Source organism: Cytobacillus sp. IB215665, assembly GCF_033963835.1.
Taxonomy (GTDB): domain Bacteria; phylum Bacillota; class Bacilli; order Bacillales; family SM2101; genus Nanhaiella.
In genome coordinates this window covers 70337-84849 of record NZ_JAXBME010000003.1, presented here as the reverse complement: position 1 = coordinate 84849, position 14513 = coordinate 70337, and the positions used below count along the sequence as shown (strand labels likewise).

Sequence of the window (14513 nt, the reverse complement as noted above, 5' to 3'; positions counted from 1 at the left end):
TAAATAGGGTTGTTTTCGCATTAATTGTTGCTTTGCGTTATAAGAGCTGAGCACATATATAACTAATGTTCGAAAAAAGCCCTAAATATTCAATCGATTCCGAAGTTTTAGCCAATCAGCTAGAATTTTATTGATCCACGAAATCGAATTTCTTTAATGGTTTTCTGTAGGCTCGATTGGAAGTGCTTCCCCAATGATAAATACAAAAAGGGTAAATGCAACAGCTAATATTGTACCTGTCGTAAAGCTATATACAGCACCAAGCATTGAGCTGCCTACATAAGTAGCCATATGTACTAATAAAAAAGTCCAGAAAAAAGTCCAAAAATAACGCAATATTATCACCCCACTATTATGCATTTTAAGTTAATCATATCATAAATATTATATAGAATAAATAGATGTTACCACTTACATTTTGGTAAATACAATCATACATTGTAAAGAATGAATAACAGCTTGATTAGTGTGAGGCGGGGGAGCTATGGGTGAACTAAGACGCTTTCTACAATTAGATAAACAATGGAACGTTATCCATATTCCATATAAACCGAATGGTTTTGGTGTATTTGTGATAGGTGATAAAAACCATTACGTAGATCAACAGACGAGTTTTTGGATGCAAAATATGGGTAGAAGTTTGTTATTAGATTCATTTTCTAATAATGGATATACGGTGTTTTATTCCAACTTATATAATGAACACTGGGGAAGTCCCAAAGCACTATTGTTAGCAAAAAGGTTATATCACATAATTATGCGTAAGGAGATTTTAAATAAGCGAATTCATGTTTTAGCAGAAGGGATGGGAGCTTTAGTAGCTTTGCAATTAATGGAGGATGATGCAACTAAAATTCGTTCTACAGTTTTATTAAATCCATGTATTGATTTAATTGCACAGGCAAATGTGGAAAAAGACAACAAATTTTTTTACAAACGTTTTTTAAAAGAATTTGCAGCAGCCTATGATATTGATGAAAAAAATGCAGAAGCTCATTTAATGAACCTTAAACAAGAGTATAAAAATAATAATACAAATATTAAAATATGGCAGTCAGTAGATAACTATTATTATAATCCAAATATCCATTGTAGAAATTATGAGAAATTAAGAAAAAGAATGAGTGCTCCAATAACACTTGCATATCACTTACAAGAAAAGCGTAATAGCATTGCTCAATCTATCATACGGTTTTATAGAGAGAATGAAAAGGTCCTTTAATTCAAGTTCTTTTCGTAAACTTTGTTGTTTAATGTATGATGAGCTTTTTGAGAGCTCAATAAATGTAAAATGGAAAAGATTCCACGAACGATAAATGTATACGTGCTAATATCTTATAACGAAAAGGAACAATCAATGCGAAAACAGCCTTAATATAAGAATTGTTTACTGTGTTTATTTACGGTGAACTTCGTTGTTTCTATTTAAGTTGTCATTTTAAATAGAAGAGAAAAAAGCTAAGAAGCACACTATATAGACATTTAAATCTTTGTATAACAAGCCTCTTTTTTTGCAATTTCGTAACTATTGATGCTACTTAGTGTTTACTTAAGGTTGTCAAACTTATTAATCAGAGAAGAAGCCATTAACTTATGTGTATATTTAAGTAGAGTAATCAAATTACTGGAAATGACCGAAGGAGGGGAAAGATTGAAGCAGGCGATTGTATTCGGTGCGATGGGTTTTGTTGGATTCAATCTTAGCTGTCACCTTCTGGAAGAAGGGACGGAAGTAATAGGCATAAGAAACCCTCTAATTGAAAAGCACGATAAACTTCTCGAACAAAAAATGTTGCACATTGGTAGAAATGCTAATTTTCATTTACTTGAGCTTGAAGAGGATTCATCATTAATTAGCAAAGGCGATTTTAACACAAGCTCCGCTATATATTATTGCTTGTTTGATCCAACGATTCATATAAAAAGTGTATTTAATCAACATAAGTATTTAGAGAAGTCACTCACTTTATTAACGAATGTTATTAATTTTTGTGCTCGGCACAAATGTAAATTAATCCTCATATCTACACTTGATATGTTTAATCGTAATGAGCAAATAATTAATGAAGAAACAGAACCAACACCTAAATCATTGAACGGATTATTACACCATCGTGAAGAAATATTAGTGATGAACAAAGGAAATGATCTAGAATTTCCATACATTATTGTCCGTTTACCAACGTTATATGGACCGTGGCAACCTATGAATATGGTGTTTCAGCATGGGATTCTAACTACTGATCTCCACTCAGATCAGCCCACTATACACGAAGACACTAGTGATGTTTTATATATTAATGATGTGTTAAATAGTTTATATGTTCTTGGGTCAAATAAGATATCAAATGAAATTATACATTTTGCGAGCGGTAATGAAAGTGAATGGTTTAATGGTTATAAGTTAATTTATGAACAAGAATCATCTTTGAGAAATGAGTATAAATGCCCAACATTAGATACGACAAAGGTAAGGCAATTATTAAACTTTTATCCACAAACGACAATAGGTGAAGGAATTAAGAAGCAGAAAGCACACACAAAAAAATTAATGAAACATTTTATTTAGTAATTGTAAAAAAATTCCCCTTTTACAAATGAGCAAACGTCAAGGTAAAATAAGAGTTAGTATGATTAATTTTACATAGTAATCAAGTAAAATAAATTCAAGTTTATATACTAGTTACATAGAAGTGAATAAATAGTACTACACCTATGTCGCTAAAGGAGTTGCTGTAAATGCCTAAGTTGTTAACAGTAATCATTTTCCTTTATATTTTCATGATTGCAGGATGTGAGAATTCAGAGGGCAATAAGATTAACAATGTTGGTCTTCTCGTACCTGATACAGTTAATGATCAAGTATGGGGGACAAAGGGTTATAAAGGAATGTTAAAGATTCAGTCTAACTTTAATGTAGATGTTTTTTTAAAAGAAGGAATGAATAACGAAGCTGTCGTAAAGGTTGCAGTTGAGGAGCTCAATGCCAAAGGAGTAAATCTAATTTTTGGTCATGGGAATGAATATGTAGAGTACTTTAATAAAATAGCTCCTCAATACCCAAATATACATTTTATATATTTTAATGGTGATGCCGTAATTGAAAACATAACGAGCCTTAATTTTGAAGCAAATGCGATGGGTTTTTTTGGTGGTATGGTAGCTGGGAAAATGACTCAGTCCAATAAGGTTGGAGTTATTGCTGCGTTTGATTGGCAGCCAGAGGTTGATGGTTTTTTTGAAGGTGCACTATTTCAAACGAACGATGAAGTTGAGGTCAAAGTTGAATATGTACAAAATTGGAATGATATTGACTTAGCATTACAAGTTGTCGATAAAATGATTAGTGATGGTGTTGATGTTGTCTATCCAGCTGGTGATGGTTTTAATGTTCCTGTTATTGAGAGGCTGAAAGAAAATGGGCTCTATGCAATTGGTTACGTCTCTGATCAATCAGATTTAGGACAGGCAACGGTGTTAACGAGTACGGTTCAAAACGTTGATAAATTATATGAACTTGTTGCCGAAAGGTATAACAATGGTACGTTAGAATCTGGAAATTTATATTTCGATTTCCAGGATGAAGTTATTACCATGGGGGTATTTAGCCCACAAATTGATCAAGCTTATCAGAAAAAAATAAATAGTTACATTCAGATTTATAAAGATACGGGGAAGCTACCTAATCAAATTGAATAATTATAAGTGTAAATATGAGAGTAATACTGTTCGCTAAAACTTTCAGTAATCGGTGGTTGTTATAGTAATAAGTAGATAGACTCTTTCTTGAAAAAACGGTAGCTTCGTAAGTCTTGAATCATTTTTTTGATTTTTTGAAAAAGTTAAATAACGGAGTGAGCTCTTTCATCATTGGTTTAAGTTGATTATATGAGTTATAAATGTCATTCAATTGTTCCATTATTTTCACATAGTCTATTTCATCATTTTGTTGTGGTGGTGTCTGATTGACGTTTGGTTGTTGTTGTTCTCCGAAATTTTGAGTTTGTCTGTTTCTGTCTCGTGGTGGGCCGAATAAAAACCTTGAAAAAGGATCAACCGGCCTTGTTTCAGCACCCCTAGAACGTTGTTCTTCTTTTTCCATAGTATCACCCCACTTCATGTGCTTTAATACTCGTGGATCATTTCGTAACTGTTGCTGCTCATAATTCCAAATTTAACATAGTTAAATTAGGAGATAAACAGAACTTAGCAGTGGTTTCACGCAAATTATTTGTATATATTTTTAGTTCTTAATACGAAAACAACAATGTATGCGAAAATCACCTTACTTATAGCATATGTTTTATAAAGAAAATTTCGTAGACGGATATCATAATGATACTTAGGTGAACGTCCATTTTTTTGAGACAATAAAGTTGCTAAAAGGGAACAATATGGAGTAAAATTAGTACCAAGTAATAATATTTACTATTAATAAGGTGCTTTTCATAAATCTTGTTTCTTTAATTACAACAGTGTTAAAGCTAAATGAGTTTTTATATGAATCCCATAGTCCTTGATGAAGAAAAGATACCACGATTGTTTCTTGTTTACGTGTTTTTGTCTTAGTATGAAAAACACCAACCGATGCGAAAAAGCCATTAATAAAAAGGAGATAAGCATATGAATGCAGGTATTTTAGGAATTGGTAGATACTTACCCGAACGTGTGTTGACAAACGCTGATTTGGAAAAGATGATGGATACATCTGATGAGTGGATTCGTACACGCACAGGGATAGAGGAACGTAGAATTGCCAATGATGATATTGATACGTCAGATATGGCATTTTTTGCTGCAGAAAAAGCGTTAAAAGATGCGGAAATTACAGCTGATGAAATAGATATGATTTTAGTTGCTACGGTGACACCAGATCAGCCATTTCCATCAGTAGCATGTAGAATTCAGGAGAGGTTAGGGGCAAGTAAAGCTAACGCTATGGATATAAGTGCTGCTTGTGCTGGATTCATGTATGGCATGGTAACCGCCAAACAATTTATATCTACAGGGACTTATAAGCATGTGTTAGTCATTGGTGTTGAAAAATTGTCTAAGATCACTAACTGGGAAGATCGCAATACCGCTGTCTTATTTGGGGATGGGGCTGGTGCTGTCGTTATGGGGCCTGTTTCAGAAGGTAGAGGCTTACTTTCTTTTGAACTAGGAGCGGATGGAACTGGTGCAAACCATTTATACCAAGATGAATATATCATTATGAACGGACGTGAAGTCTTTAAATTTGCGGTAAGACAAATGGGTGAGTCTAGTGTTAACGTTTTGGAAAAAGCTGGATTAACGAAAGAGGATGTTGACTTTCTCATTCCTCATCAAGCGAATATTCGTATTATGGAATCAGCGAGAACGAGGCTTGAACTACCAGAAGAAAAAATGTCAAAAACAGTGCATAAATATGGGAATACTTCAGCTGCTTCAATTCCAATTTCTATCGTTGAAGAGCTAGAAGCTGGTAAAATCAATGATGATGACTTGCTCGTCCTGGTCGGTTTTGGTGGAGGCTTAACTTGGGGAGCTATTGCTTTCCGTTGGGGGAAATAACAAAAATTAAATGATTTAAATATATGTTGAGTAATTTATGTATAAATGGACAAAGGAGATGCTTACTATGAATAAACGTAGAGTTGTTATTACAGGTTTAGGTGCTGTGACACCTCTTGGGTCATCGGTAGAAGCAACATGGGAAAATTTAATAAATGGTGTTTCGGGTATTGGAACTGTTACGCGTGTGAACCCAGATGATTATCCTGCTAAGGTAGCAGGTGAAGCAACAGACTTTAATCCTGAAGATTTTATGGAAAAGAAAGATGCACGAAAAATGGATCGTTTTACGCAATTTGCGTTAGCTGCATCTTTGATGGCAGTAAAAGATGCCAGCCTAACAATCACAGATGATATTGCTCCAAGAGTAGGTGTCTGGATTGGGTCTGGTATAGGTGGTATGGAAACATTTGAAAATCAATTTGAAACATTTCAAAAACGAGGCTATCGTCGTGTGAGTCCGTTTTTTGTACCTATGATTATCCCTGATATGGCAGCAGGTCAAGTGTCAATTGCTCTTGGCGCCAAAGGTATAAATTCTTGTACTGTTACAGCATGTGCTACAGGGACGAATTCTATCGGTGATGCATTTAAAGTCATCCAGCGAGGAGATGCGGATGTAATGGTTTCAGGTGGAGCGGAAGCACCAATTACGAAAATGTCCATGGCTGGATTTTGTGCAAATACTGCATTATCAACAAATCCAGATCCTAATACAGCGAGTCGCCCATTTGATAAAAATCGAGATGGTTTCGTAATGGGTGAAGGAGCTGGAATCGTTGTCTTAGAGGAGTTAGAGTTTGCTAAAGCAAGAGGGGCAAAAATTTATGCAGAAGTAGTCGGTTACGGCTCTACTGGAGATGCATATCATATTACTGCGCCTGCACCAGGTGGAGAAGGTGGGGTTCGCGCAATGAGGCAAGCAATTGAGGATGCTGACCTTACACCAGAACAAATTGATTATATTAATGCTCACGGTACGAGCACACAATACAATGAAAAATTTGAAACAATGGCGATTAAAGAAGTGTTTGGTTCGTATGCTGAAAAATTACCAATTAGCTCAACGAAATCCATGACTGGCCACCTACTAGGTGCTGCTGGTGGGATAGAAGCAATATTTTCAGTCCTATCGATTAAGGAAGGAATCATTCCGCCCACTATCAACTTGGAAACTCCTGACCCTGATTGCGACCTTGATTACGTTCCGAATGAAGCTAGAAAACAGGAAGTATCTGTAGCGTTAAGTAACTCATTAGGTTTCGGAGGTCACAACGCAGTATTAGTCTTTAAGAGTTATGAATAATAAGGCTTAAATATTATGATCATACAAAAAACTGGCTATCTTATATGCCAGTTTTTTTTGTGCTTACATGGCCTATGCACTCACATTAACATTTTATCATATGATGAAAAGAAAACTTTGTTCTTATTTTAAACGTGATTAATAACATTATTAGTCTCTTTACAATAAGCTCTTTTCGTAAGTTTTGTTGCAATTGTTACCAATTATCACCATGAAAAGTAATTTATTTGTTAGTCATCGTTGTACAGAAGAAAAGGTTCCACGATCTCTAGTTTGGTATTACGTGTTTATTTTTTATGGGAAAACATCCTTTCGAAGGAAGTTGCAATTGTAATCAGGGTTTTACAGTTTTAATCTCATAAAGAAGAAAGGATGACACGAATAATAGTTTCTAAGCGTGTTTATTTCTTAGTACGAGATACATCAATAAATGCGAAAACAGCGCATATTGTTGATATTAATCATACGATAAAAGGGTGAAAAAAATGCCTGTAATATCTACCTATGAATGGTTGGATCAATGGTATGACGAACCAAATAAATTGTGCAAAAAATTAGCAAATTTATTTGGAGGATCATCTGAGAGGTCTATCTATTCATATCTTCGTTCTTTTGGAATGTATCGTCCCTCAAGGAATGGTAAGGAATGTATCCATGAGCTCAAGGAGAATAAAGTATGGGGAATTGTAAAAAAAGAACATCAACTTTTACAAAAAGAATGGGCAGGTGAAGATGTACCGATCTTCATTTTTCCAGCTGATTCCTCAAATCCAGGTTTGCGCGAATACAATGGTAAATCTGGTGTTGCTTTTAAAGATAAGCTTTTTCTATTCGTATCTCCACAAAATGAAAAAAATGAAATTCGAGCATTATTTACACATGAATATAATCACGTTTGCAGGTTATCAAAGTACAAAAAAAATGATGACAGCTATACTTTATTGGACACGATTATATTAGAGGGGCTCGCTGAAAATGCAGTTAGGGAACGACTTGGGGATAAATATGCAGCTGCATGGACGAATTATTACACTCAGGATGAAGCGCAATATTATTGGAATAAAATAATAAAACCAAAAATGCATGTGCTAAGAAGTCACCGGATTCATGATCAGCTTCTATATGGTCATGGACTTTTCCCGAAAATGGTAGGTTATAATGTTGGCTATCAATTAGTGAAATCGTGTATAGATCATCAAGGTGATGCGATAAAGACTTTGTTATCTTTCCAAAGTAATGACATTGTTAAATATTCAGAATTTTAGTAATCAATAAAATTTTAAAGAAGAGTAGTAGAAAATCTAGTAAACTAGCTACTTTTCTTTTTTTTTATATTTTGAAAATATTGTAACTTTAAAAAATATATTGATTTTGTAAAGAATCTGTAATATATTTTATTATAATATTATGTTTAAAAATTCATACTAAATATATTACTAATTAGAGGTGTACTATGAGTTCAAATTCTCGTCAAAACGCTGAAACACCTTTATTAAAGGTGAGCAATTTAGAAACAGCCTTTAAAATTGATGGTGAATACCACAATGCCGTTGATAACGTGTCATTCTCAGTAAAGCCGAAACAAATTGTCGGAATTGTTGGAGAATCAGGTTGCGGGAAGAGTGTAATGTCACTCTCCATCATGAAACTGTTACCTAAGCACAACGGAGAAATTAGAAGTGGACAAGTTGATTTTAAAGGTAAGGAATTGCAAGATTTAGATGATAATGAGATGAATACAATTCGCGGAAAAGATATTTCTATGATTTTCCAAGAGCCGATGACTGCACTAAATCCAGTTTTCACGATCGGCTTTCAACTAGAAGAAGTACTTTTTAACCATATGAATATTTCTAAACGTGAAGCCCGCTTGAAAAGTGTTTCTTTATTAAAAAGTGTCGGAATATCTAGACCTGAGCAAATTGTCGAAGAATATCCACACCAGCTTTCAGGTGGAATGAGACAAAGGGTAATGATAGCAATGGCTATCGCTTGTCAGCCACAACTATTGATCGCTGATGAGCCTACAACTGCACTCGACGTAACTGTACAAGCCCAAATTCTTGAATTACTTAAAGAAATTCAAGAAGTAAATGATATGTCAATCATTCTTATTACGCATGATTTAGGTGTCGTTGCAGAGATGTGTGATGAAGTAATCGTTATGTATGCAGGTAGAATTGCTGAAAGAGCTAGTGCGGAAGAACTGTTTTACAACCCGAAGCACCCGTACACGAAGCTATTAATGGGTTCTATTCCTAAGTTGGATGAGGAAGTTGAAAAGTTAAGTTCTATTGAAGGAATTGTACCTTCCCTAGTTAATATGCCGAAAACTGGCTGTAAATTTGCTGACCGTTGTCCACAAGCAATGGCAGAATGTAGAGAAATAACACCACAGCTAAAAGAGGAAAACGTTAATCATGAGGTAGCTTGTTTGTTATATGAAAACAGCTTTCCTACTGAAAGGGTGAAGGTGAGTAAATGAGCCAGCAATCAACTTTAGAAGAAAAAGAAAGTTTACTAGAGATAGTAAATTTGAAAACTTACTATCCTATTAAAGGTGGAATTTTACGTAGAACGATAGGTAATGTTAAAGCAGTTGACGATGTATCGTTTGAAATTAATAAGGGTGAGACATTCGGGCTTGTAGGAGAATCTGGATGTGGTAAATCAACAACAGGTAGAACAATTTTACGTTTGTTAGAACCTACAGACGGCAAGATTATTTTTGATGGACAAGATATTACGAAGTTAAGAGGTGCATCCCTACGACAGATGCGTAAAGACTTCCAAATGGTTTTCCAAGACCCATATGCGTCTTTAAACCCTACAATGATGGTCGGTAGCTTAGTATCAGAGCCAATTCGTAATTACCAAAAAGTTTCTGAAGAAGATTTAAAGGAAGATGTACTTGATTTGCTGAAGAAGGTTGGGCTACCGCCAGATGCGTATTATAAATATCCACATGAGTTTTCAGGTGGGCAAAGGCAGCGTGTAGGTATAGCAAGAGCGCTTGCACTCCGCCCAAAACTCATCATTGCCGATGAACCTGTGTCGGCACTTGACGTGTCAGTTCAGTCACAAGTATTAAACTTGCTGAAAGAATTACAAGATGAATTTGATTTAACGTATTTGTTTATCGCACATGACTTAAGTGTAGTGAAACATATGAGTGATCGAATTGGTGTTATGTATCTAGGTGGGATCGCAGAGCTTGCTGATAAAGAAAGCTTGTACGCTGAGCCATTACACCCGTATACACAAGCTCTGTTATCTGCAATTCCTGAGCCTGATCCAAGGAAGAAAAAAGAGCGTATTATTTTGGAAGGAGACGTGCCGAGTCCGGCAAATCCGCCGCAAGGCTGTGCCTTCCATCCTCGCTGTGCCCATGCTAAGCCGGAGTGTCAGAAGGTGAAGCCTGTTTTGAAGGAGGTGAAAAAAGGTCATAAAGTAGCGTGTCACTTATATTAACTAAAATTGATAAATTAGGGGGAGAACTATGAAAAAATCATTATGGCTGTTTTCATTAATGCTTGTGTTAGCATTGTTCTTAGCTGCTTGTGGTGGCGGGGATGACGCATCAGCGCCAGCAGATGATAATAACTCAGAAGAAACTGATTCAAACGAAACTGAAGCTACAACAGAAGGTCCTAAAGAAGGCGGGACAGTCACATTTGGTTTTAACCAACCGTTTAAAGGTGTATTGTCATATGCTTATTATGAAGGACAAGATGATTCAGAGATTTTACAGTTTATGCATGAAGGTTTAACTAAAACTGATGAGAACTTACAAACTGTACCAAACCTTGCAGATTGGGAGCTTTCTGAAGACAACATGACTTTAACGTTTAACTTAAAGCAAGGCGTTAAATGGCATGATGGTGAAGAGTTAACTGCTGAGGATATGGAATATGCTTGGTACTTAATCGCTGATCCAGACTATGAAGGAGCTCGTTTTGCAAACGTTGCAATGATAGAAGGTGCAGAGGATTACCAACAAGGTAATGCTGACACGATTTCAGGTATTACGGTAGTAGACGATTATACGATTGAAGTTAAAGTAACAGAACCATCTGTTAACTTAATTGATAACATTTGGACAGCACCAGAACCAAAACATTATTATGGAGATTTATCTTCTAAAGATGTTCCTGATTCTGATCAAGTTCGTGTAAACCCAATTGGTGTTGGTCCATTTAAAGTTAAAAACATCGTTCCTGGTGAAATGGTTGAATTTGAACGTAATGATGATTACTGGCAAGGAAAGCCGTATCTTGATGGTGTTGTGTATAAAGTAGTTGATGGTGCATTATCATCAGGTTTACTTGAAAGTGGCGAAATAGATATTATGGAAGCTCTTTCAGATCAGTGGGAAATCGTTAAAGATTTACCAAATCTTGAAAATGTAGTAGTAGATTCTATGTCATACAGCTATATCGCTTTTGATATGGGTTATTATGATACTGAAAACAATGTCGTTGTGAGTGACAACCCTAAATTCCAAAACAAACAGCTTCGTCATGCAATGGCGTATGCAATCGATAGACAACAATATGTAGATAGCTTTAGAAGTGGACTAGGTAAACCGCTTAATGTTCCAATTCCATCTGTTTCTTGGGCAAAAATTCCAGATGATCAAATTAACACATATGATTACGATCAAGAAAAAGCAAAAGAACTTTTAGATGAAGCTGGTTATGTTGATGTTGATGGCGATGGTTTCCGTGAAGATCCAGACGGTAACAAATTCACGATTAACTTTGATGCGATGAGTGGAGCAGAAACATCTGAGATCCGCGCTCAATTCGTGCTACAAGCTTGGCAAGCAATTGGACTTGATGCACAATTAAACGGCGGTACGTTAAAAGACTTCAACTTATTCTATGATACGATTGAAGCAGATGATCCATCAGTTGAAACATTCCACGGTGCATGGGGTCTATCACCAGACCCAGATCCAGCTGGTATTTGGTTAAGTACTGATAAGTGGAATATGTGGCGCTGGTACAGCGAAGAGTCTGACGAGCTAATTAAAGCAGGTATCCAATTCCCAGAGGATCCAAACAAAGATGTAATTGAGCACCGTAAAGAGATTTATTACGAGTGGCAAAAACTTGTTAACGAAGAGCTACCTGTTATTTTCTTTGAACAACGTCAAGATCCGTGGGCAATTAACAAACGTCTAAAAGGTGTTACTGTTGATCCATTTGGAGTTAGTACTGACATCCATTTATGGAATGTAACAGAATAAAAGCAATATTTAATGAAATTGTACGATAAGGAGATCCGACATGCTACAATATACGATTCGTAGACTATTAGGAATGATTCCGTTACTTTTCCTTATCTCCGTAGTGGTATTTACCCTGGCTAAGCTAATGCCAGGGGATGCCCTTTCGGGTAAAGTTGATCCGCTCAATTCTGACCCTGAATATATTGCAGAGATGCGTGAAAAAATGGGTTTAAATGACCCAATTCACGAGCAATATTTTCGTTGGATAAGCGGCGTACTACAAGGAGATTTCGGAGATTCATTTGTTCATAAACGTGATGTATCTGAGCTAGTATTTTCTCGCTTTCCAAACACACTCTTACTCGCAATATCTGCAATTCTAATTGCTTATGTTTTGTCATTTTTGATGGGGAGACATGCAGGAAGGTATCCTTATAAAACAGGAGATTATTTTATCTCAACCTATAATTATATTGCCTTAGCGATTCCAAGTTTTGTTGCGGCATTAGTTGCAATTTACGTGTTTGCTATTAAATTAGGCTGGGTACCAGCAACTGGTAGTATCGGTTCAGGTGTTGAGGCTGGAACATTAGAATATTATATGAGTAAATTAAAGCATACGATTTTACCTGCATTAGTATTAGGTGCATTGGCTACAGCTAGTTATACGCAATTTTTACGGAATGATATAATCGAAAGCTCACGTAAAGATTACGTTCGAACAGCGAGAGCGAAAGGTACAAAAGAGAGCACTATTTATAATAAACATATATTACGCAACTCTCTTATACCGATCGTAACATTATTAGGTTTTGATATCGCATCTTTATTAAGTGGGGCAATCATCGTTGAAACGATTTTCACATATCCAGGCATTGGCAACCTGTTTTTTGAATCGATGAATAGCCGTGACTATTCAGTTTTAATGGCAATCACTATGCTACTGTCAATGATGGCGTTAATTGGTAATTTAATAGCGGATTTACTTTATGGGATAGTTGATCCGAGAATCCGTTTAGGTTAGTGAGGTGAAAAAGATGGAACCATCAGTGTCAAATCAAGCAAACTCTGTTATACCACAAACAAAACGTCCCAAAAAACAATCACCGTGGGCAATAGCTCGACGAAAATTTTTACGTAATAAGCCAGCTATGATTAGCTTAATTTTCTTGCTATTTATTACTACTGTAAGTATGTTAGCTGAACCGTTAACGGTACCGATGGAAGAAACGAATATTATCGACACAACTCAAATTAGTCAGGAACCATCATCTGAGCATTGGTTCGGTACTGACAAAGCTGGGAGAGAAGTATTTGACCGTGTTCTTCACGGAGGAAAGACATCATTATTACTCGCGTTTTCAATTACGCTAATCCTTACTATTATCGGTACAATTATTGGTGCTACCTCTGGATTTTTCGGAGGTAAGGTTGATTCAGTACTTATGAGATTTACGGATTTTGTTCTAATATTTCCGTTCTTACCGTTTGTAATCGTATTGAAAGCGATTTTTATTGAATCAGGTATTGCTGTTCTCATTTTTGTTATTAGTATATTAAGCTGGACAGGTATGGCTCGTATAGTCCGAGGACGAGTATTAGCTGAAAAGGAAAATGAGTATATTCTTAGTGCAATATCAATTGGTTGTTCACCAGCGAAAGTTATTAGAAAGCACTTATTTCCAAATATCATGTCTATTATTATCGTACAAGCAACACTCTTATTGGCGGTAATGATAGTTGTTGAAACTGGCTTAAGTTTCCTTGGTTTTGGTGTTCCTATGACAACTCCGAGCTGGGGTAACATGCTTCAAGAAGCACGTAGCCCAGATGTTTTACAATATAAATGGTGGATATGGCTTCCACCAGGCTTAGCAATTGCTTTAACGATTCTTTCAATTAATTTTGTAGGTGAAGGCTTGAAGGATGCATTTAATCCGAAATCCAGCCGATAATTAAAAAAATCTATCACTTTAATAGTGATAGATTTTTTTTTGACTACTTTTTTTTATTTTCGTTTCATATATATGAATAAGTTCTATAGGACAAGTATCAATCCGTTTACAGTTATTCGCTATATTCGACAAAAATGTGCTTTTCAACTATATAAATCAATTGATTCTTTTGACATTAAGTATGGTGTTAATATCACTAAAAGGAGTGTGAGCTAACTGATGTTCCGCTTGTTTTTGTTTCTTGTAGGATTTGGTCTTTGTGTTGCCGGGGGAATTAGCATTATAGCTTACTTAAACTTGCTCACACTCGGTGTAGGAGTTATGGACTATGTCATCTTTATTAGCAAAAGGGTAGAAAGTTATTTATTAGTAATAGGAATCTGTATTATTTGGCTTAGTATTTATTTACAGTTTGATAATGAAGAATAGTAATTGTGTCACACAGATAATGGTGAATTTTACT

14 protein-coding genes are annotated in these 14513 nt (G+C 35.6%); 12 read left to right on the top strand and 2 right to left on the bottom strand.

Features of this window, described 5'->3' with window-relative positions:
- Window positions 1–153 precede the first annotated feature (153 nt).
- Window positions 154–336, bottom strand: coding sequence for a YjzD family protein (locus tag SLH52_RS04695; RefSeq protein WP_320208136.1), 183 nt, complete (start codon window positions 334–336; stop codon window positions 154–156).
- Between the two features lie 148 nt (window positions 337–484).
- On the opposite strand from SLH52_RS04695, the gene SLH52_RS04690 reads away from it, so the two are divergent.
- The 3 genes from SLH52_RS04690 (at window position 485) to SLH52_RS04680 (ending at window position 3699) form a co-directional block, all read left to right on the top strand.
- Window positions 485–1222 (top strand): hypothetical protein, encoded by a 738-nt coding sequence (locus SLH52_RS04690; RefSeq protein ID WP_320208135.1) that lies wholly within the window; start codon window positions 485–487, stop codon window positions 1220–1222.
- Between the two features lie 429 nt (window positions 1223–1651).
- Complete coding sequence (locus SLH52_RS04685; RefSeq protein WP_320208134.1) at window positions 1652–2569, top strand: NAD(P)-dependent oxidoreductase; 918 nt, start codon at window positions 1652–1654, stop codon at window positions 2567–2569.
- A gap of 170 nt (window positions 2570–2739) precedes the next feature.
- Complete coding sequence (locus tag SLH52_RS04680; protein ID WP_320208133.1) at window positions 2740–3699, top strand: BMP family ABC transporter substrate-binding protein; 960 nt, start codon at window positions 2740–2742, stop codon at window positions 3697–3699.
- Between the two features lie 118 nt (window positions 3700–3817).
- Here SLH52_RS04680 and SLH52_RS04675 read toward each other — a convergent pair whose 3' ends face one another.
- Window positions 3818–4102 (bottom strand): hypothetical protein, encoded by a 285-nt coding sequence (locus tag SLH52_RS04675; protein ID WP_320208132.1) that lies wholly within the window; start codon window positions 4100–4102, stop codon window positions 3818–3820.
- A gap of 521 nt (window positions 4103–4623) precedes the next feature.
- Here SLH52_RS04675 and SLH52_RS04670 point away from each other — a divergent pair.
- From SLH52_RS04670 to SLH52_RS04630, 9 genes are all read left to right on the top strand, one after another.
- On the top strand, window positions 4624–5556 hold the full coding sequence (locus tag SLH52_RS04670; protein WP_320208131.1) for a beta-ketoacyl-ACP synthase III: 933 nt from the start codon (window positions 4624–4626) through the stop codon (window positions 5554–5556).
- Between the two features lie 67 nt (window positions 5557–5623).
- Window positions 5624–6862: a beta-ketoacyl-ACP synthase II gene (fabF, locus tag SLH52_RS04665; protein ID WP_320208130.1), complete on the top strand. Its 1239-nt coding sequence runs from the start codon at window positions 5624–5626 to the stop codon at window positions 6860–6862.
- A gap of 485 nt (window positions 6863–7347) precedes the next feature.
- Window positions 7348–8127 (top strand): DUF2268 domain-containing protein, encoded by a 780-nt coding sequence (locus SLH52_RS04660; RefSeq protein WP_320208129.1) that lies wholly within the window; start codon window positions 7348–7350, stop codon window positions 8125–8127.
- Between the two features lie 188 nt (window positions 8128–8315).
- Entirely contained in the window at window positions 8316–9347 is a 1032-nt protein-coding gene (locus tag SLH52_RS04655; RefSeq protein WP_320208128.1) for an ABC transporter ATP-binding protein, read from the top strand.
- On the top strand, window positions 9344–10333 hold the full coding sequence (locus tag SLH52_RS04650) for an ABC transporter ATP-binding protein (RefSeq protein ID WP_320208127.1): 990 nt from the start codon (window positions 9344–9346) through the stop codon (window positions 10331–10333). The genes SLH52_RS04655 and SLH52_RS04650 overlap by 4 nt, the downstream gene beginning before the upstream one ends.
- Before the next feature lie 28 nt (window positions 10334–10361).
- Complete coding sequence (gene opp4A / locus SLH52_RS04645) at window positions 10362–12113, top strand: oligopeptide ABC transporter substrate-binding protein (protein ID WP_320208126.1); 1752 nt, start codon at window positions 10362–10364, stop codon at window positions 12111–12113.
- Window positions 12114–12153: 40 nt separating this feature from the next.
- Window positions 12154–13119 (top strand): oligopeptide ABC transporter permease, encoded by a 966-nt coding sequence (gene opp4B / locus SLH52_RS04640; protein WP_320208125.1) that lies wholly within the window; start codon window positions 12154–12156, stop codon window positions 13117–13119.
- Window positions 13120–13132: 13 nt separating this feature from the next.
- A complete protein-coding gene (opp4C, locus tag SLH52_RS04635) occupies window positions 13133–14050 on the top strand; it encodes an oligopeptide ABC transporter permease (RefSeq protein ID WP_320208124.1) in 918 nt (305 codons plus the stop codon).
- Window positions 14051–14269: 219 nt separating this feature from the next.
- Entirely contained in the window at window positions 14270–14479 is a 210-nt protein-coding gene (locus SLH52_RS04630; protein WP_320208123.1) for a hypothetical protein, read from the top strand.
- The last annotated feature ends 34 nt before the right edge of the window (window positions 14480–14513 follow it).